This is a genomic window from Pseudomonas sp. FFPRI_1, from assembly GCF_055384485.1.
Genome location: NZ_AP029168.1, coordinates 1,699,709 through 1,717,858, shown reverse-complemented (window position 1 = coordinate 1,717,858; position 18,150 = coordinate 1,699,709). Strand labels below are relative to the sequence as shown.

Genomic DNA, 18,150 nt, shown 5'->3' with positions numbered 1-18,150 from the left:
CTTTTGTTGGCTCGGGGTTACATCTCGACCTGGGTGCCCAGTTCGATCACCCGGTTCACCGGCAGCTTGAAGAAGCGCAGGTTGCCGTTGGCGTTCTTCAACATGAAGGCGAACAGCGCTTCGCGCCAGCGGGCCATGCCTTCGAGCTTGGAGGCGATCACCGTCTCGCGGCTGAGGAAGTAGGTGGTGCGCATCGGGCTGAAGTCCAGTTCATCCAGGTGGCACAGCTTCAGGGCTTCCGGCACGTCCGGCTCGTCGGTGAAGCCGAAGTGCAGGATCACCCGGAAGAAACCTTCGCCATAGGAATCCACCTCGAAGCGCCGCTGGGCGGGCACCCGGGGAATGTCTTCGTAGACCACGGTCAACAGCACCACTTGCTCGTGCAGCACCTGGTTGTGCAGCAGGTTGTGCAACAGCGCGTGGGGCACGGCGTCCGGGCGCGCGGTGAGGAACACCGCGGTGCCCTGGACCCGATGCGGCGGCTGCACGCGGATGCTGCCGATGAAGATCGGCAGTGGCAGGCCGCCTTCGTCCAGGCGATCCACCAGCAGCTCCTTGCCGCGTTTCCAGGTGGTCATGAGGATGAACAGCACGATCCCCGCCAGCACCGGAAAGGCACCGCCCTGGACGATCTTCGGCACGTTGGCGGCGAAGAACAGCCCGTCCACCAGCAGGAAGCCCAGCAACACCGGTACTGCGAGCACGGGCGGCCATTTCCACAGCAGCAGCATCACCGCGGCCACCAGGATGCTGGTGATCAGCATGGTGCCGGTCACCGCCACGCCGTAGGCCGAGGCCAGGGCCCCGGAAGACTCGAAGCCCAGCACCAGCAGGATCACCCCCACCATCAGCGACCAGTTCACTGCGCCAATGTAGATCTGCCCTTGCTCGGCGCTGGAGGTGTGCTGAATGTGCATGCGCGGGATGTAGCCGAGCTGGATCGCCTGGCGGGTCAGGGAGAAGGCCCCGGAAATCACTGCCTGGGAAGCAATCACCGTGGCCAGGGTCGCCAGCACCACCAGTGGGATCAGGGCCCAGCCCGGCGCCAGCAGGTAGAACGGGTTGCGCGCCGCCTCGGGGTTCTCCAGCAGCAGCGCGCCCTGGCCAAAGTAGTTCAGCACCAGGGCCGGCAGCACCAGGGCGAACCAGGCACGGGCAATCGGCTTGCGGCCGAAGTGGCCCATGTCGGCGTACAGGGCCTCGGCACCGGTCAGTGCCAGCACCACGGCGCCGAGAATCGCCACGCCCATGCCCGGATGGACAATGAAGAAGCGCACGCCCCACACCGGGTTCAGCGCTTGCAGCACTTCCGGGTGCTGGAGAATGCCGTTGACTCCCAAGCCTCCCAACACCAGGAACCAGGCCACCATCACCGGGCCGAACAGCTTGCCGATGCGATCAGTGCCGTGTTTCTGGATCAGGAACAGCGCCACCAGTACCACCAGCGCCAGGGGCACCACCCAGTGCTCCAGGCCGCTGAACGCCAGCTCCAGCCCTTCCACCGCTGACAGGACCGAGATCGCCGGGGTGATCATGCTGTCGCCATAGAACAGCGACGCCCCGATCAGCCCCAGGATCACCAGCACCGAGCGCAATCTCGGGTAGGAAGCCGATGCACGCCGGGCCAACGCCGTCAGGGCCATGATCCCGCCCTCGCCCTGGTTGTCGGCCCGCAGGATGAACAGCACGTACTTGATCGAGACGACCCAGATCAAGGACCAGAAAATCAGCGCCAGGATGCCGAACACCCCATCGTGATTGACCTGGACGCCGTAACTACCGGAAAACACCTCTTTAAGGGTGTAGAGCGGACTGGTGCCGATATCGCCGTACACCACCCCCACCGCCGCCACCAACATCCCCAGAGGCTTAGCCCCGGAGTGCTCGCCACTCACTGCCTGACCGCTTGCCTGACCCATCAATGACTCCTACTACCAAGACCGGGGCTTCTTATATAGAAAGCGCAAGGTTATACAAGGGCTATTCTTTAAACTTGTGCAGTTTTCCAGGTAACTTGCAGGTTTTTATTACCACTTGCGGCCTAACTAACGCCGTATGAAAACCACCGGGTATAACGGAAGGAAGCATAGTCCAGCGCTCGTCGTATTTCCCCTGCATAAAGCTGGTCAAGCGCCTCGACCATCGCTAGAATTGCGCACTTTTTGATCAGAGGCGCAGCCAGCGCCCAAGCGTCGCACTTGCCCCCCAAGTGATTCGACACCCCATACCGAGGTTAGACATGTCCACCCCCTCCGCGCCGGCCAACCCGAAAGTCGGTTTCGTATCCCTGGGTTGCCCAAAAGCTCTGGTCGACTCCGAGCGCATCCTTACTCAACTGCGCATGGAAGGCTATGACGTCGTCTCCACCTACCAGGACGCCGATGTCGTGGTGGTCAACACCTGCGGCTTCATCGACTCGGCCAAGGCCGAATCCCTGGAAGTGATCGGCGAAGCCATCAAGGAAAACGGCAAGGTCATCGTCACCGGCTGCATGGGCGTGGAAGAAGGCAATATCCGTGACGTGCACCCTAGCGTGCTGGCAGTGACTGGCCCGCAGCAGTACGAGCAAGTGGTCAGTGCGGTGCACGAAGTGGTGCCGCCGAAACAGGACCACAACCCGCTGATCGACCTGGTGCCGCCCCAAGGCATCAAGCTGACCCCGCGGCATTACGCCTACCTGAAGATTTCCGAAGGCTGCAACCACAGCTGCAGCTTCTGCATCATCCCGTCGATGCGCGGCAAGCTGGTCAGCCGCCCGGTGGGCGATGTACTCGACGAGGCCCAGCGCCTGGTCAAGTCCGGGGTCAAGGAACTGCTGGTGATCTCCCAGGACACCAGCGCCTATGGCGTGGACGTGAAATACCGCACCGGCTTCTGGAACGGCGCGCCGGTGAAGACCCGCATGACCGAACTCTGCGAGGCCCTGAGCACCCTGGGCGTGTGGGTCCGTCTGCACTATGTGTACCCCTACCCGCACGTGGACGAGTTGATCCCGCTGATGGCCGCCGGCAAGATCCTGCCGTACCTGGACATCCCGTTCCAGCACGCCAGCCCGAAAGTGCTCAAGGCCATGAAGCGCCCGGCCTTCGAAGACAAGACCCTGGCGCGGATCAAGAACTGGCGCGAAATCTGCCCCGAGCTGATCATCCGCTCGACCTTCATCGTCGGCTTCCCCGGCGAAACCGAGGAAGACTTCCAGTACCTGTTGAACTGGCTGACCGAAGCCCAGCTGGACCGCGTCGGTTGCTTCCAGTACTCGCCGGTGGAAGGCGCTCCGGCCAACGACCTGGACCTGGAAGTGGTCCCGGACGAGGTCAAGCAGGACCGTTGGGAGCGCTTCATGGCGCACCAGCAGGAAATCAGCTCGGCACGCCTGCAACAGCGCATCGGCAAGGAAATCGAAGTGCTGATCGACGAAGTCGACGAAAACGGCGCGGTCGGCCGCTGCTTCTTCGACGCCCCGGAAATCGACGGTAACGTGTTCATCGATGGCGCCGGCGACCTCAAGCCGGGCGACAAGGTCTGGTGCCGGGTGACCGACGCCGACGAATACGACCTCTGGGCCGAAACCCTGTAAGGCGTAAAAAAACTGCCAAGCCCCGCTCTCGCCACGAGATGCGGGGCTTTTTTCGGTCTATCGTTTGCTTCTGGCGGGCCTGCAATCACTGCAGCCGATCACACAAGAGACAGGCGCATGCGCCAACACCCGGTCATCCATACCCCCAAGCTCAGCGACTACCCGGAACTGACCCAGGTCTGGGAGGCCTCGGTACGCGCCACCCACGACTTTCTCCCGGACAGCTACATCGAACTGCTCAGAAAGCTGGTGCTGAGCCGCTACCTGGACGCGGTGATGCTGATCTGCACGCGGGACCCGCGCCAGCGCATCACCGGTTTTGCCGGGGTCGCGGCGGGCAAGGTCGAAATGCTGTTCATCGACCCGGCCCACCGTGGCCAGGGCCTGGGCCGGCAACTGCTGCATTACGCGGTAGAGCACCTGAATGCCCAGCAACTGGACGTCAATGAACAGAACCCGCAAGCCCTGGGGTTCTACTTCAAGCAGGGCTTCGAGGTCATCGGTCGCTCGGAACAGGACGGCATGGGCCAGCCCTACCCGCTGCTGCACATGCGCCTGAAGCAACCCTTGCTGCAGGCCCGGCGCGGCTAATAGCCACAGCCGGAAAATCGATGGGCGATTAACCGGCGCCGGGCAGGTACAATGGCTGCCCCCTTTTGTTACGGCCCCTGTCATGACCGACCCGATTCGTCTCTCCAAACGCCTCATCGAACTGGTTGGCTGCTCCCGCCGGGAGGCCGAACTGTTCATCGAGGGCGGCTGGGTCACCGTAGACGGCGAAGTCATCGACGAACCGCAGTTCAAGGTCGGCACGCAAACCGTCGCCCTCGACCCCGAGGCCAAGGCCACCGCGCCAGAGCCGGTGACCATCCTGCTCAACGTGCCCGCCGGCCAGGACCTGGACAGCGCCCTGCAGTCCATCGGCGCCGACAGCCTGTCCGAGGAGCATCGCTATGGCAAACGTCCATTGCGCGGGCATTTCCTGCGCCTGACCGCCAGCGCTGACCTGCAGCCCAACGCCAGCGGCCTGCTGGTGTTCACCCAGGACTGGAAGGTGCTGCGCAAACTGACCGCCGACGCCGCCAAGATCGAGCAGGAATATGTGGTCGAGGTCGAGGGCGAGATGATCGACCACGGCCTCAACCGCCTGAACCACGGCCTGACCTACAAAGGCCGCGAGCTGCCGCCGGTGAAAGCCAGCTGGCAGAACGAAAACCGTCTTCGCTTCGCCATGAAGAACCCGCAGCCGGGCGTGATTGCGCTGTTTTGCCAGGCCGTCGGCCTCAAGGTCGTCGCCATCCGCCGTATCCGCATCGGCGGCGTGTCCATCGGCAAGGTGCCGCTGGGCCAATGGCGCTACCTGTCGGCCAAGGAAAAGTTCTAAGCCCCATTTCGGCGCCGCGCCCTCTGTGCGGCGCCAACACGCATTGATCAGGACACTAGACATGATTCATAACGATGTACTGCGCAGCGTGCGCTACATGCTCGACATCAGCGACAAGAAAGTCGTCGAAATCATCCAGCTCACCGGTTTCAAGGTCAGCCTGAACGACGTCGTCAGCTACCTGAAGAAGGACGAGGAAGAAGGTTTCGTGCACTGCCCAGACGAAGTCATGGCGCACTTCCTCGATGGCTTGGTGATCTTCAAGCGCGGCAAGGACGACAGCCGTCCACCACTGCCGATCGAACTGCCTGTGACCAACAACATCATCCTGAAGAAGCTGCGGGTGGCCTTCGAACTGAAGGAAGATGACATGCACGCGGTGCTCAAGGCAGCCGACTTTCCGGTGTCCAAGCCTGAGTTGAGCGCGTTGTTCCGCAAGTTCGGCCATACCAACTACCGCCCATGCGGCGACCAACTGCTACGCAACTTCCTCAAGGGCCTGACCCTGCGTGTTAGAGCTTAAGACAGCCGCATGCTTCAAGCTGCAAGTTCAAGGCTTGTAGCTTGCGGCTTGCAGCTCAAAGCTTGAGGCTTGCCAAATGACCTACAGCGTTTCCCCCATCGGCTTCGTGCGCTCCTGCTTCAAGGAAAAGTTCGCCATCCCGCGCCAGCCACAACTGGCGCCAGCCGCCCGCGGCGTCCTGGAACTGGTGGCGCCCTTCGATCAGGGCGATGCAGTGCAGGGGCTGGAGCAGGTCAGCCATGTCTGGCTGCTGTTCCTGTTTCACCAGGCCCTGGAAGACAAGCCGCGACTCAAGGTGCGCCCGCCGCGCCTGGGAGGCAACAAGTCCATGGGGGTGTTTGCCACCCGGGCCACCCACCGACCCAATGGCATCGGCCAGTCGGTGGTCAAGCTGGACAAGGTCGAGGCCAACCGCCTGTGGATCTCCGGCATCGACCTGCTGGATGGCACGCCGATTCTCGACATCAAGCCCTACGTGCCCTACGCGGACATCATCTCCACGGCGAGCAATGAGATCGCCAGCGCCGCGCCACAGATTATTCCGGTGCAGTGGCAGGACATTGCCCTGCAACAGGCTCAGATCCACGCTCAGCGCCTTCAGGAGCCATTGGTGGAGCTGATCGAGCAATGCCTGGCCCAGGATCCGCGCCCGGCCTACCAGGTGCCCACTGCCGAGCGGGAGTACGGTGCCCAGTTCTGGGACCTGGACGTGCGCTGGCATTACCCCGAGCCAGGGCTGATCCGGGTACTGGAAGTGGTCCCCGCAGGCTGAATCCCGGAAACGAAAAAGCCCGCGCTGCCTGGAAAGGCAACGCGGGCTTTTCTGTGTCTGCTAGCCGCCCAGGCAGCGCGAATGCGTTGCCCGGGCGCTCTTCGCGAGCAAGCTCGCGCCTACTTTTCGACGAACGCGCGCTCGATCAGGTAGTCGCCCGGCTCGCGCATGCGCGGCGAAACGGTCAGGCCGAAGCTGTTGAGCACTTCGCTGGTTTCATCGAGCATGCTCGGGCTGCCGCACAGCATGGCGCGGTCGTCCTGCGGGTTGATCGGCGGCAGGCCGATGTCGCTGAACAGCTTGCCGCTGCGCATCAGGTCGGTCAGGCGGCCTTCGTTCTCGAACGGCTCGCGGGTCACGGTGGGGTAGTAGATCAACTTCTCACGCAGGGCTTCACCGAAGAACTCGTTCTGCGGCAGGTGCTCGGTGATGAACTCGCGGTAGGCGACTTCGTTGACGTAGCGTACGCCGTGGCACAGGATCACTTTTTCGAAACGCTCGTAGGTTTCCGGATCCTGGATCACGCTCATGAACGGCGCCAGGCCGGTGCCGGTGCTGAGCAGGTACAAATGTTTGCCCGGCTTCAAGTCATCCAGTACCAGGGTACCGGTTGGCTTCTTGCTGATGATGATCTCGTCGCCTTCCTTCAAATGTTGCAGCTGGGAAGTCAACGGACCGTCTGGAACCTTGATGCTGAAGAATTCGAGATGCTCTTCCCAGTTCGGGCTGGCAATGGAGTAAGCACGCATAAGCGGACGGCCATTGGGCTGTTGCAGGCCGATCATCACGAACTGACCGTTCTCGAAGCGCAGACCCGGATCGCGGGTGCACTTGAAGCTGAACAGAGTGTCATTCCAGTGATGAACACTGAGGACACGCTCGTGGTTCATGTTGCTCATGTACGGGGGCTCCTAGAAATTGCCTGCGCTGACCATGAGCGCAATTGCACAGCATTCTAATGGCGGCGACAATATCTGTTAACTGGATTATTAAGATAAGGGTTATCGGTTATATCGATATGCGATTTACTCTCCGTCAACTGCAAGTCTTCGTCGCCGTCGCCCAGCAAGAGAGTGTTTCTCGTGCTGCCGGGCTGCTGGCCCTTTCCCAATCGGCGGCCAGCACCTCGATCACCGAGCTCGAGCGCCAATCCAGTTGCCAACTGTTCGACCGCGCCGGCAAGCGCCTGAGCCTCAACGCCCTGGGCAAGCAACTGCTGCCCCAGGCGGTGGCCCTGCTGGACCAGGCCAAGGAAATCGAGGACCTGCTCAATGGCAAGTCGGGATTCGGCTCCCTCTCGGTCGGCGCCACCCTGACCATCGGCAACTACCTGGCAACCCTGCTGATCGGCAGCTTCATGCAACAGCACCCGGAAAGTCAGGTGAAGCTCCATGTGCAGAACACTGCGCATATCGTGCAACAGGTCGCCCATTACGAAATTGATCTGGGTCTAATTGAGGGTGACTGCAGCCACCCGGATATCGAAGTGCAGTCCTGGGTCGAGGATGAACTGGTGGTGTTCTGCGCGCCCCAGCACCCCTTGGCCAAACGCGGCCAGGCCACCATGGAGGAGTTGACCCATGAAGCCTGGATTCTTCGCGAACAGGGCTCCGGAACCCGCCTGACCTTCGACCAGGCCATGCGTCATCACCGCAGCGCGCTGAACATTCGCCTGGAACTGGAACACACCGAAGCCATCAAGCGCGCGGTGGAATCGGGATTGGGGATTGGCTGCATATCGAGGCTGGCGCTGCGGGACGCATTTCGTCGCGGCAGCCTGGTGCCGGTGGAGACGCCGGGCCTGGACCTGGCCCGGCAGTTCTACTTCATCTGGCACAAGCAGAAGTACCAGACCTCGGCCATGCGTGAATTTCTCGAGCTGTGCCGCGCCTTTACCGCCGGGGTGCAACGCAGCGACGAAATCGTCCTGCCGAGCATTCCCTAGCTCAGAGCAGGATCACCGCCCAGACAATGGTGATCATGCTCAAGGCGACAAACTGCGCGGCGCTGCCCATGTCCTTGGCGTTTTTCGACAAGGGATGGCGATCCAGGGAAATCCGATCGATGGCCGCTTCCACTGCCGAATTGAGCAACTCGACAATCAGCGCCAGCAAGCACACGGCAATCAGCAGCGCCCGCTCAACCCGGCTGACATTGAGCAAAAAGCTCAGGGGAATCAGGATCACGTTGAGCAACACCAGCTGACGAAATGCCGCCTCGCCAGTGAACGCCGCGCGCAAGCCATCGAACGAATAGCCGGCGGCGTTAAGGATACGTTTAAGACCGGTTTGACCTTTGAAAGGCGACATAAGCTGGGCAACTGCAGAAAAAGGAGTGGGGAAGCTAGTTCAACAAAAGTCAAAAAAGCGTGAACAAACAGCCGATCAATGGCTGGAAATTGACTCAAGTTGTTGCAGCAGCAGCGCTGCCTGAGTGCGGGTACGCACTCCCAACTTGCGGAAGATCGCCGTCACATGCGCCTTGATCGTCGCTTCCGAGACACTCAACTCATAGGCGATCTGCTTGTTCAACAAGCCCTCGCAGACCATGGTCAAGACTCGGAACTGCTGGGGTGTCAGGCTGGCCAATCCTTCGCTGGCAGCCTTGACCTCGGCCGAGACACTGACCTCCTCAAAAGCCTGTGGCGGCCACCAGACATCGCCGTCGAGCACACTGCGCACGGCCTGCTGAATGACCTCCAGAGAACTGGACTTGGGAATGAAGCCACTGGCCCCGAACTCACGGGAGCGCACCATGACGCTCGCCTCTTCCTGCGCCGACACCATCACCACCGGAATTTGCGGGTACTGCCCGCGCAACAGCACCAGGCCGGAAAAACCATAGGCGCCGGGCATGTTCAAGTCCAACAGCACCAGGTCCCAATCGGCTTTTTCAGTGAGGCGGGCTTCCAGTTCGGCAATGCTCGCCACTTCCACCAGGCGCACATCGGGCCCGAGCCCCAGAGTGACAGCTTGATGCAGGGCTCCGCGAAACAGCGGATGGTCATCGGCAATCAGGATTTCGTATGTGGCCATTTTTCAGATGATCCTGTTTTTCATGGCAGGACTGATGCATTCAATCCTCACCAAAGCAACACGGGAGCGCGCCAGAATTCGGCACCCGAAGAGCACAAACACCGCGAAAAACCTGCACGGCGCGCGGGTCGAAACAGCGCTGGCGCCCTAATCGGCGCCAAGCATGCCCAGCGAAGCCGGGGTGGTCAAGCATGAAACTTTGCGGCATCGTAGCCGGCTAACTAATAAGAGAGCCATCATGCGAAGCCAAGCCTTGCGTGCCGATGTCCTGATGCTGATTACTGCGGTCATCTGGGGTTCGGCGTTCGTCGCACAAACCTCCGGTATGGATCACATCGGCCCCTTCCTCTATTCCGGCCTGCGCTTCGCCCTGGGCTCGCTGTGCCTCTTGCCACTGGTGCTGCGCCGAACTTCCGCCGATCGCCAACCCGAGCCCTTGCTCAATCGCGGATTGTTGCTGGGCGGTGTACTGATGGGCCTGGCCCTCGCCCTGGGAATCAACCTGCAGCAAGTCGGGCTGATGTTTACCAGTGTCACCAACGCCGGGTTCATCACGGGTCTCTATGTCATTGTAGTGCCGCTGCTGGGGCTGTTGATCGGCCACAAGACTGGCCTGGGAACCTGGCTCGGCGCCGCACTGGCCGTGGTGGGCATGTTCCTGCTGAGCGTCGGTGACAGCTTTCATGTGGCTTCGGGCGATTGGTTGCAATTGATCGGCGCCTTTGTCTGGGGCGGGCACGTCATCCTGGTGGGTGTATTCGCCAGCCGGCATGACCCGATTCGCCTGGCATTCCTGCAATTTGCCACCTGCTCGGTGGCAAGCCTGATCCTGGCACTGTGCCTGGAGCCGATTCACTGGGACGCGATTGTCGCCGCGGGCCCTGCGATTCTCTACGGCGGGGTGATTGCCGTCGGCATCGGCTACACCTTGCAGGTGATTGCGCAGAAGGATGCGATTGCGTCACACGCCGCGATCATCCTGTCCCTTGAGGCGGTATTTGCCGCCATTGCCGGGGCCTGGCTGCTGGATGAGTCACTGCAGATGCGCGGCTACTTCGGCTGCGCACTGATGCTCTGCGGGATGCTGGTGGCCCAGCTATGGCCGCAGAAGCCCCAGCTGCCTCCCACTACGACACAAAAGGCTTGAGACGGGCGTGCACCTCGTCATCCGGATCGATCGCTTTCTGGAACTTCGCCGACAGGTAGTGGGTACTGAACACATCCAGGTAGGCATCCAGTACCTGGCTGACTTGTTCGTCCCCTGCCAGGTCCAGGCATAGGGCCGCCACTTCGGCGGTGCAGAAGTGATCATCACGCTTGGAACGGCGCAATTTGTAGCGCGAGAGCTTTTCGGAGGACAGGCTCAAGACCGGCAAATGCTCCAGGTAAGGACTCTTGCGGAACATCTTGCGGGCTTCGCTCCAGGTCGCATCCAGCAGGATGAACAGTGGGCGCTTGCCCGGCTCCTGCCTGACTTCGCCCACCACCCGCTCAGGCGCCACGAACTCCCCCGGAAAAACGATATAAGGCTGCCATTGAGGATCGGCGAGCAATGCCAACAGCTGCGGATCGACCTCAGTACGGGCCCAGTGAAACGCCCAGGTGTCGGCAATCACATCGGCAATCAGCCAACCGGTGTTGCTCGGCTTGAGCGGTTCGACATCATGCATCACCAGGCACATGGCCGACTTGGCACTGACACTCGGCCGCCAGGCACACAGGCAATGGCTGGGAATCACCCGACAGCGCGAGCAACGTTCAGCCCGTGAGCCCCGTGCGAAGAAAGGCTTGAGCGAACGCTCCATACGTAAATCACGTAGACGGGATACCGCATGGCTCATCGCGGGCCACACCGGTACAGCAAAGGAATAGACACGGGAAACACTCAAGAGGGTAAAAAGTCGGACAAGTTTATCAGAGCTATCTGTTCAAACCTGTACCGCCTGCCTGGCACTCCCCCTATAATTCGTCGCCACTGAACGCACAGTCGAGTGGCGGGTCGAAGCATCAGTCACTGCACCAGGAGAGTTTCATGTTGCGCTTTACCATCCCTACCGTCGCCCTGCTGCTGGCCCTGCCCCTGGGCGTCCAGGCTGCGTCCCTGCAAGAGTTCGAACTGGGCAAAATGCTGGAAAAGGTCGCTGCGGAGAGCAACGTCGGCACTCCTCGGGAAATCAACGAGAACATTCTCGACCAGGGTTATACCGTTGAAGGCAAGGAACTGATCAACCACCTCAGCGTGCAGGCCGGCCACGCCGAACAGATGCGCGCCAACCCCAAGGCGGTCTACCTGCAACTAGGTGCCAGTGTTTGTCGCAACCCCAACTACCGCAAACTGATGGCCAAGGGCGCCATCATGCGGTACGAGTTCACCGAAAACCGCACCAACCGCCCGGTAGCCTCGGCGCGCTTTCAGGAATCGGACTGCCCTTCGCAGGGTGCGCAAAAGAAAAAGTGATCACGAACGGGTAGCGCGCCGCTGTTGATCATCGGCGCGCAACTCTGCCACCAGGGCCTGCAAATAGCGCGAGGGCCGTTCTTCTGCGGCCAATCGGCGCCGACACTCTTGCTCCAGGCTCAAATGATGGGCCGCGGCTGCAGCTTGCAACAGCTGATACAGCGACGTATCGATATCCAGCATGACAGTCGTCATCCCTGCCTCCATGCCCTCGGCTGCACCGGTGAAAGCACCCTCGCCCTTGCCGGAGCACTTGCTCCTGAACCTGGGCTGTACCTTAGTAAATCAGAGCCTCGAACCCTTGCCACGCCTCCTGACCAGCGGCGCCGAGCCCCGTGGAATCAGCAAGAAGCGGTTGCCAGCCCAGACTTCATGGGCACATGATCAAGGCCTGTCCGAAACATGCCATTGATGGCTTATGGGCGGTTCAGGAGGCCGCCCCTTGGCGTCTTGCAGTGCAGTTGTTTTCTCAATAAAGGAAAGCAGGACCTCTGTGGATGACTTGAGCACTGCCCGGCAACTGTCAGCAGTGATCACGTTAGAAGAAGGCTCACCCGTTGAGCTGAGCAGACAGCGACACAGGCAGTGTCGTGGCACGTTCGAATATCTCGGCCGTGCACAAGGTTCTGTGCAGAAGGAGAATCTGAATGCCCTACCCATCGAACGATCTTTCAAACCGTCACATTGACAACGGCGGTGTCGACCTCACGAACCTGGTCGAATCACAGCTCAACCAGATTGCCCCCAACAGCCCCAATCTCCCCCTGTATCGCGACATGGTCCTGACCATCCTGCGAATGGCCGCGGACGACCTCAACCGCTGGAACGCCAAGATCACCCTGCAGGCGCTGCGCGAACTGGAACACGCTTTTCGGGTACTGGAACAGTTCAAGGGCCGACGCAAAGTGACGGTATTCGGCTCGGCACGCACCCCCAGCGAACACCCGCTCTATGCCATGGCCAGGGAATTGGGAGCGGCTCTGGCTCGATCTGACCTGATGGTCATTACCGGCGCCGGCGGCGGCATCATGGCCGCAGCCCACGACGGTGCTGGGCTGGATCATAGCCTGGGGTTCAACATCACCCTGCCTTTCGAGCAACATGCCAATCCCACGGTCGGCGGCACCGACAACCTGCTGTCATTCCATTTCTTCTTTACCCGCAAGCTGTTCTTCGTCAAGGAAGCCGACGCCCTGGTGCTCTGCCCCGGTGGTTTCGGCACTCTCGACGAAGCCCTGGAAGTACTGACCCTGATCCAGACCGGCAAAAGCCCACTGGTACCGGTGGTGCTGCTCGACGTGCCTGGCGGGCAGTTCTGGCAAGGCGCCCTGGACTTTATCCATAACCAGTTGGAGGCCAACCGCTACATCCTGCCCAGCGACATGAAGCTGGTCCGCCTGGTACACAGCACCGAAGAAGCCGTCGAGGAGATCCAGCAGTTCTATGCCAACTTCCACTCCAGCCGCTGGTTGAAGCAGCAGTTCGTCATCCGCATGAACTACAACCTCAATGAACAGGCCCTGATGTCTATGCAGACGGTATTCGCCGACCTGTGCCTGAGCGGTCAATTTCAGCAACATGCCTACAGCGCAGAGGAACACGACGACGTGCAATTCAGCCACCTGGCACGGTTGTCATTCGCCTTCAATGCCCGAGATAACGGCCGGCTGCGCGAGTTGATCGACTTCATCAACCTGCCAGAGAACTGGTCCAGGCCTCAACCCAAGGCCAATCAACGCGAAAGAGAAACCAGCAAAACCATCTGACCACCGCCGGCGCCCGCTGCATCATGCAGCGGGTATGGCGTCAGTCGTCGATGTTTCGGCCACTCAACAAGCGGCCGATCATTTCCATGGGATAGCCGCGATAACTCAGAAAACGCCCTTGTTTGGCACGCTCCCGGGCATCCACAGGCAACTGCCCAGAAAACTTGCGCCGCCAGACATCTTGCAGTTGCTCCTGCCAGTCAATACCGCACTCGCGCAAGGCGAGCTCGATATCGCTGCGTTGCAAACCACGCTGGCTGAGTTCTTCACGGATACGCATGGGTCCATATCCCGAACGGGCACGGTAGGACACAAAGCTTTCAAGGTAACGGGATTCGGACAGCAGCCCATCCTCCGTCAAACGGTCAAGGGCGGCTTCGATCATTTCAGGAGGGGCGCCGCGCTGACGCAGTTTACGCGTCAGCTCGACTCGACCGTGCTCGCGTCGCGCGAGCAGGTCCATTGCAGTTCGCCGCACCGCGACGAGGGTATCGAGTACGGCGGTCATTGGATCAATCAGATATCAGCGTCAGCCATGTCGTCTGACGTTTCTTTGACCGGGTTGGCCTTGACGTCTGGCGAAGCGGTCAGCAGCTTGTCGCGGATCTGCTTCTCCAGCGCGTTGCCGATCTCCGGGTTGTCCTGCAGGAACTTGGCCGAGTTGGCCTTGCCCTGACCGATCTTGTTGCCCTGATAGCTGTACCAGGCACCGGATTTTTCCAGGAAACCGTGCAGCACACCCAGGTCGATGATCTCGCCGTTGAGGTAGATACCCTTGCCGTAAAGAATCTGGAACTCGGCCTGACGGAACGGCGGAGCCACCTTGTTCTTGACGATCTTGACCCGGGTTTCGCTACCGACTACTTCGTCGCCTTCCTTCACCGCACCGGTACGGCGGATGTCCAGGCGAACCGAAGCGTAGAACTTCAGCGCGTTACCACCGGTGGTGGTTTCCGGGCTGCCGAACATCACGCCGATCTTCATGCGGATCTGGTTGATAAAGATCACCAGGCAGTTGGCGTTCTTGATGTTACCGGTGATTTTACGCAGCGCCTGGGACATCAGACGGGCTTGCAGGCCCACGTGCATGTCACCCATTTCGCCTTCGATTTCAGCCTTGGGCACCAGGGCCGCCACGGAGTCGACGATGATCACGTCAACCGCGTTGGAGCGCACCAGCATGTCGGTGATTTCCAGGGCCTGTTCGCCGGTGTCCGGCTGGGACACCAGCAGGTCATCGACATTAACCCCCAGCTTGCCAGCGTATTCCGGATCCAGTGCGTGCTCGGCGTCGACGAATGCACACGTAGCGCCGGCCTTCTGTGCCTGAGCGATCACCGACAGAGTCAGCGTGGTTTTACCGGACGACTCAGGACCGTAGATTTCAACGATACGGCCTTTTGGCAGGCCGCCAATGCCCAGCGCGATGTCCAGACCCAGAGAGCCGGTGGAAATGGCCGGGATCGCCTGACGGTCGTGATCGCCCATACGCATTACGGCACCCTTGCCGAATTGACGTTCGATCTGACCCAGGGCCGCAGCCAAGGCTTTCTTCTTGTTGTCGTCCATTAAAGTCCTCACGTAATCAATAAGGCCTGACGGCCAACACCTGTATAAGTAGCCAGTATTATTCCACAGCGTTCGAGGATCGCCTACCCCTGATTTGCGATTTCTGCCGCGGCATGTTGCAACAGCCCCTCTAACGCGGCCTTCACCGTTTGTCGGCGGACCTCATCACGGTTACCGGGAAAGTGTCGGCACTCGGTGGTCAGTGTCTCTCCCGCGCCCCAGGCCAGCCACACCGTACCCACTGGCTTCTGCGCGGAGCCACCGTCGGGGCCGGCGATGCCACTGACGGCCACAGCGAAACGCGCATGGCTTTTGGCCTGAGCGCCCCGAACCATCGCCTCGACCACTTCGCGACTGACTGCACCGACCGACGTGAACAACTCCGTCGGCACATTCAGTTGCTGGGTTTTCTGCCGATTGGAATAGGTGACATAACCGGCCTCGAACCAGGCCGAGCTTCCCGGAATTCGCGTAATGGCCTCGGCGATCCCCCCGCCTGTGCAGGACTCCGCCGTGGTGACGTGGGCATTCAGAACCTGCAGACGCCTGCCGAGTTCAGCGGCAAGCTGGGTAATTTCTTTCACAGTCCTCTCCTGATGGGGCTGGCGTGTGCCTACCGTACACCAGGCGAGGTGGCTTGCAAGTGCTAAGCCGTAGAGCGACTACACAGCCCTCCAAAACCTTAACTCTTGCCAAAATTCTCAGTAAATTTACAACCCAAGCCTTTGCCACGAAGACAAAGGCAGGGCTCAAAGCGCTACGCCTGATTCAAGCCAGCAAGTCCCAGGTCAGGGCAATACCTGCCGGACGCGGAGTAGTTGCAGGCACTGAAGTACCAAGCCACAGGCCCTTGCCTGCTGGAACAAAGAGCGGATAGGGCAACACCACCTCAGAATGCGATCCAGCGGCGCTGTTCCCGTTACCAGAGAAGATAATCGGCACAGTTCTATCACCAACAATTTTCGGTGCGGTGACGCCACAATAAACGTCAACAGCTCCATTCGAAGGGGCGATATACCCCGTGCGAATGATAACTCCGCTAGTGTTAGAGGCCGGGTCAACGATGGTAGTTACACCGCTGGGAATTGGGTAAATCGATACGAAGTGGTTACCAACTGGTACTGCGTCCATTTTTTACACCTTATTAGGTCAAGTGATTGTGCGCGGAGAATCCGCATTCATATCGCTCAAAGGCGTTTGCTCGAGGCTCGTAGCCTTCACATGATTCAAGGTCCCGCATCGGGAGCATTTGATCTGGAGCTCGGTAAACTCACCCACTCGGGCGAGCAGTCTTTTGCAATGACCGCATCTGCACTCTTTTAGCATCGGCATATCCGTTTGATGGTGTCCTCACTGTTATCCCGTACTTGTGGGCAACGTTGTGTCCCTCTACTCTCAGTGCCGCTGCTCGGCTGCCGAAGCGCCCCCCAGCACAGCCTGGGATTCGCGCACCCACTGCTGCAACGCCTTCAATTGCTCGGCATTGGCATGGCATTCGCTGTAATTGTCGACGACGCTGGCGGCGACGGTAGAGAGTGCAAGGCCCGAGGCGGCGCCATCAGTGACGCTGGGGCCTCCGGCCACGGGCAGGTTGGCGGCGCCGGCGTCGTGCACCCGGACAAAACCATCAGGCACAACGCAGGCTCTATCAGCCGCTTTCGAGACATAGACAGGAACCTCCTTGGTGATGGTGGCGCCCGCCTGATAGACCTTGACGATACGGTCGACGTACTCGACCACCACCTTTTCCCTGACCGTGCCCAGGGCCCGGCCTTGTTCAAAGGATTGTTTGAGACGAGCCTCATCGAGGCGTTGGTTGTTACTGCGCTCACTGCCGGCGCCGCTGACGTAGCCGAGTGCATAAAGCAACCCGGCCGCCACAGCGATGGCCAGCCAGCTACGGATATTCATCAAGCCCTCCTGAGGCGGGCATGAAATGAATCACCCAGCCTGCCAAAAAAACCTATAGCCGCTGCCGCAGGCTGCGAAAAGGTCCGCAGGACCTTCAGACGGCAGCCCTCACACCACCGGCAAACACAGCACCGCCCGCGCCCTGGCCCAGAGCTGCAGACGATCCTGCAGGCCGTTCAGACCGCCATTGATCCGCCGAGTAATGCTGTTGAACTCGTCGCGATCAGCCAGGGCATTGAGCCCGCCACGCTCCCAGAACCAGGCTGCCGATTCGGCAGCCCATTGCGCTTGCTCCAGCAACTCCGGCAATTCCAGCAGGCGTTCATCGCCGAACAGCCCGAGGCTGCATTGGCGATAGTTGCTGCGGCCGGTGATCTGGATCAGCCCACGCCCGCGATACCGCTGGCCATCGCCATCGGCCTCAGGTGTATTGCCCAGGCGCGCGGCGAGAGTGCCGGTGTCGTACTTGCTCAGGTATTGATCACTGCCGAGCTCGCGCACGTATTGCAGTTGCCCGGATTCGTGGCCGATCTGGGCGAGAAAGGCCGCCTGGCGCTTCGGCGTATCGATCTGCCGGTGGGCCATGGCGGTGTTGAGTGGAGAAACAAAAACGCCCGCTTGGCGGCGGGCGTTGGGGAGGATTTGTTGCAGTTGTTGTTCGGTGATAGGCATGGTCTGGTTTTCGAGGTTGGATAAAAAACGCCCCGACAATGCGGGGCGTCTACTCGGTCTGCTCGGCGGCCCAGGAAGGCGCCACAGGACGGTACTGGGTATCCGGAAAATCCGAGGACTGTGGCCAGTCGCGCAAGGCCTGCAGATACACAAGCAGCTCCTTGAATTGAACGGCCGTGAGTGTCGTCGTCGCTTCGATTTCCAGCTGATCGTGGTGACGCTCACGCAGCCACATTAACGAAGCCAACTCGGTATCACGCCAATTGCGCTCGCTACCCTGAGTCGCAGGCAATGATGCGGTTGCACTGTTGATGTAGGCTTGCACCTCTTGTTCGGACATCGGCACCAGATGGCTCGGAATGAAGTGCGCGAGGGCATCGTCATCATAAGCATGGACATTGTTTGCCTGGGGGTTATGGAAGTACTTCATGTACGTAGCTCCGACCAAAGCGGACTAACCGCATTATTAAGCGTCACCGAGTA

24 protein-coding genes are annotated in these 18,150 nt (G+C 60.4%); 10 read left to right on the top strand and 14 right to left on the bottom strand.

What is annotated here, in order from left to right:
* Positions 1-17: 17 nt before the first annotated feature.
* Positions 18-1,859, bottom strand: a complete 1,842-nt coding sequence (locus ACZ5BO_RS07755) for a potassium transporter Kup (RefSeq protein ID WP_464701201.1) — start codon at positions 1,857-1,859, stop codon at positions 18-20.
* Positions 1,860-2,239: 380 nt separating this feature from the next.
* On the opposite strand from ACZ5BO_RS07755, the gene rimO reads away from it, so the two are divergent.
* The 5 genes from rimO (at position 2,240) to tsaA (ending at position 6,256) form a co-directional block, all read left to right on the top strand.
* Complete coding sequence (gene rimO, locus ACZ5BO_RS07750; RefSeq protein ID WP_464699084.1) at positions 2,240-3,577, top strand: 30S ribosomal protein S12 methylthiotransferase RimO; 1,338 nt, start codon at positions 2,240-2,242, stop codon at positions 3,575-3,577.
* Between the two features lie 117 nt (positions 3,578-3,694).
* Positions 3,695-4,168 carry a GNAT family N-acetyltransferase gene (locus ACZ5BO_RS07745; protein WP_025127728.1) on the top strand — a complete coding sequence of 158 codons (474 nt, stop codon included), beginning with the start codon at positions 3,695-3,697 and terminating at the stop codon, positions 4,166-4,168.
* Between the two features lie 82 nt (positions 4,169-4,250).
* The gene (locus ACZ5BO_RS07740) at positions 4,251-4,961 is read left to right on the top strand and encodes an rRNA pseudouridine synthase (RefSeq protein ID WP_025127727.1); all 711 of its coding nucleotides are present in this window, start codon (positions 4,251-4,253) and stop codon (positions 4,959-4,961) included.
* A 61-nt stretch (positions 4,962-5,022) separates the two neighbouring features.
* Positions 5,023-5,484 carry a YehS family protein gene (locus ACZ5BO_RS07735; protein WP_025127726.1) on the top strand — a complete coding sequence of 154 codons (462 nt, stop codon included), beginning with the start codon at positions 5,023-5,025 and terminating at the stop codon, positions 5,482-5,484.
* A 76-nt stretch (positions 5,485-5,560) separates the two neighbouring features.
* Positions 5,561-6,256, top strand: a complete 696-nt coding sequence (tsaA, locus tag ACZ5BO_RS07730) for a tRNA (N6-threonylcarbamoyladenosine(37)-N6)-methyltransferase TrmO (protein ID WP_464699081.1) — start codon at positions 5,561-5,563, stop codon at positions 6,254-6,256.
* A gap of 119 nt (positions 6,257-6,375) precedes the next feature.
* On the opposite strand, the gene fpr is transcribed toward tsaA, so the two are convergent.
* Positions 6,376-7,155, bottom strand: coding sequence for a ferredoxin-NADP reductase (fpr, locus tag ACZ5BO_RS07725; RefSeq protein ID WP_007923929.1), 780 nt, complete (start codon positions 7,153-7,155; stop codon positions 6,376-6,378).
* 119 nt (positions 7,156-7,274) lie between these two features.
* Between fpr and ACZ5BO_RS07720 the strand changes: the two genes are divergently transcribed.
* Positions 7,275-8,201 carry a LysR family transcriptional regulator gene (locus ACZ5BO_RS07720; protein ID WP_464699078.1) on the top strand — a complete coding sequence of 309 codons (927 nt, stop codon included), beginning with the start codon at positions 7,275-7,277 and terminating at the stop codon, positions 8,199-8,201.
* A 1-nt stretch (position 8,202) separates the two neighbouring features.
* On the opposite strand, the gene ACZ5BO_RS07715 is transcribed toward ACZ5BO_RS07720, so the two are convergent.
* On the bottom strand, positions 8,203-8,565 hold the full coding sequence (locus ACZ5BO_RS07715) for a diacylglycerol kinase (protein WP_025127723.1): 363 nt from the start codon (positions 8,563-8,565) through the stop codon (positions 8,203-8,205).
* Positions 8,566-8,640: 75 nt separating this feature from the next.
* Positions 8,641-9,291 carry a response regulator transcription factor ErdR gene (gene erdR / locus ACZ5BO_RS07710; protein ID WP_025127722.1) on the bottom strand — a complete coding sequence of 217 codons (651 nt, stop codon included), beginning with the start codon at positions 9,289-9,291 and terminating at the stop codon, positions 8,641-8,643.
* On the opposite strand from erdR, the gene ACZ5BO_RS07705 reads away from it, so the two are divergent.
* Positions 9,284-9,442: a hypothetical protein gene (locus tag ACZ5BO_RS07705; RefSeq protein WP_157838069.1), complete on the top strand. Its 159-nt coding sequence runs from the start codon at positions 9,284-9,286 to the stop codon at positions 9,440-9,442. The two genes, erdR and ACZ5BO_RS07705, sit on opposite strands and share 8 nt — an antisense overlap.
* An 87-nt stretch (positions 9,443-9,529) precedes the next feature.
* Positions 9,530-10,438, top strand: coding sequence for a DMT family transporter (locus tag ACZ5BO_RS07700; RefSeq protein WP_025127721.1), 909 nt, complete (start codon positions 9,530-9,532; stop codon positions 10,436-10,438).
* On the opposite strand, the gene ACZ5BO_RS07695 is transcribed toward ACZ5BO_RS07700, so the two are convergent.
* Positions 10,419-11,132: a tRNA-uridine aminocarboxypropyltransferase gene (locus ACZ5BO_RS07695; protein ID WP_464699075.1), complete on the bottom strand. Its 714-nt coding sequence runs from the start codon at positions 11,130-11,132 to the stop codon at positions 10,419-10,421. The genes ACZ5BO_RS07700 and ACZ5BO_RS07695 overlap by 20 nt on opposite strands.
* A gap of 191 nt (positions 11,133-11,323) precedes the next feature.
* Here ACZ5BO_RS07695 and ACZ5BO_RS07690 point away from each other — a divergent pair, with 191 nt between their 5' ends.
* Complete coding sequence (locus ACZ5BO_RS07690; protein WP_025127719.1) at positions 11,324-11,749, top strand: quorum-sensing-regulated virulence factor family protein; 426 nt, start codon at positions 11,324-11,326, stop codon at positions 11,747-11,749.
* On the opposite strand, the gene ACZ5BO_RS07685 is transcribed toward ACZ5BO_RS07690, so the two are convergent.
* The gene (locus ACZ5BO_RS07685; protein WP_025127718.1) at positions 11,750-11,944 is read right to left on the bottom strand and encodes a hypothetical protein; all 195 of its coding nucleotides are present in this window, start codon (positions 11,942-11,944) and stop codon (positions 11,750-11,752) included.
* 452 nt (positions 11,945-12,396) lie between these two features.
* Between ACZ5BO_RS07685 and ACZ5BO_RS07680 the strand changes: the two genes are divergently transcribed.
* Positions 12,397-13,515, top strand: coding sequence for an LOG family protein (locus ACZ5BO_RS07680; protein ID WP_464699073.1), 1,119 nt, complete (start codon positions 12,397-12,399; stop codon positions 13,513-13,515).
* Positions 13,516-13,555: 40 nt separating this feature from the next.
* Here ACZ5BO_RS07680 and recX read toward each other — a convergent pair whose 3' ends face one another.
* The 8 genes from recX to ACZ5BO_RS07640 all read right to left on the bottom strand — a co-directional run bounded on the left by recX (position 13,556) and on the right by ACZ5BO_RS07640 (position 18,097).
* Positions 13,556-14,023 carry a recombination regulator RecX gene (recX, locus tag ACZ5BO_RS07675; RefSeq protein WP_464699071.1) on the bottom strand — a complete coding sequence of 156 codons (468 nt, stop codon included), beginning with the start codon at positions 14,021-14,023 and terminating at the stop codon, positions 13,556-13,558.
* 8 nt (positions 14,024-14,031) lie between these two features.
* Complete coding sequence (recA, locus tag ACZ5BO_RS07670; protein WP_025127715.1) at positions 14,032-15,084, bottom strand: recombinase RecA; 1,053 nt, start codon at positions 15,082-15,084, stop codon at positions 14,032-14,034.
* An 83-nt stretch (positions 15,085-15,167) separates the two neighbouring features.
* Complete coding sequence (locus ACZ5BO_RS07665; RefSeq protein ID WP_464699069.1) at positions 15,168-15,668, bottom strand: CinA family protein; 501 nt, start codon at positions 15,666-15,668, stop codon at positions 15,168-15,170.
* A 184-nt stretch (positions 15,669-15,852) separates the two neighbouring features.
* A complete protein-coding gene (locus ACZ5BO_RS07660) occupies positions 15,853-16,215 on the bottom strand; it encodes a hypothetical protein (protein ID WP_464699067.1) in 363 nt (120 codons plus the stop codon).
* An 18-nt stretch (positions 16,216-16,233) separates the two neighbouring features.
* Positions 16,234-16,410 carry a Com family DNA-binding transcriptional regulator gene (locus tag ACZ5BO_RS07655; protein WP_080966908.1) on the bottom strand — a complete coding sequence of 59 codons (177 nt, stop codon included), beginning with the start codon at positions 16,408-16,410 and terminating at the stop codon, positions 16,234-16,236.
* Positions 16,411-16,479: 69 nt separating this feature from the next.
* Positions 16,480-16,995: a hypothetical protein gene (locus ACZ5BO_RS07650; RefSeq protein ID WP_464699065.1), complete on the bottom strand. Its 516-nt coding sequence runs from the start codon at positions 16,993-16,995 to the stop codon at positions 16,480-16,482.
* A 108-nt stretch (positions 16,996-17,103) separates the two neighbouring features.
* A complete protein-coding gene (locus tag ACZ5BO_RS07645) occupies positions 17,104-17,667 on the bottom strand; it encodes a glycoside hydrolase family 19 protein (RefSeq protein ID WP_464699063.1) in 564 nt (187 codons plus the stop codon).
* Between the two features lie 49 nt (positions 17,668-17,716).
* A complete protein-coding gene (locus ACZ5BO_RS07640; RefSeq protein WP_025127708.1) occupies positions 17,717-18,097 on the bottom strand; it encodes a phage tail assembly chaperone in 381 nt (126 codons plus the stop codon).
* Positions 18,098-18,150: the final 53 nt, after the last annotated feature.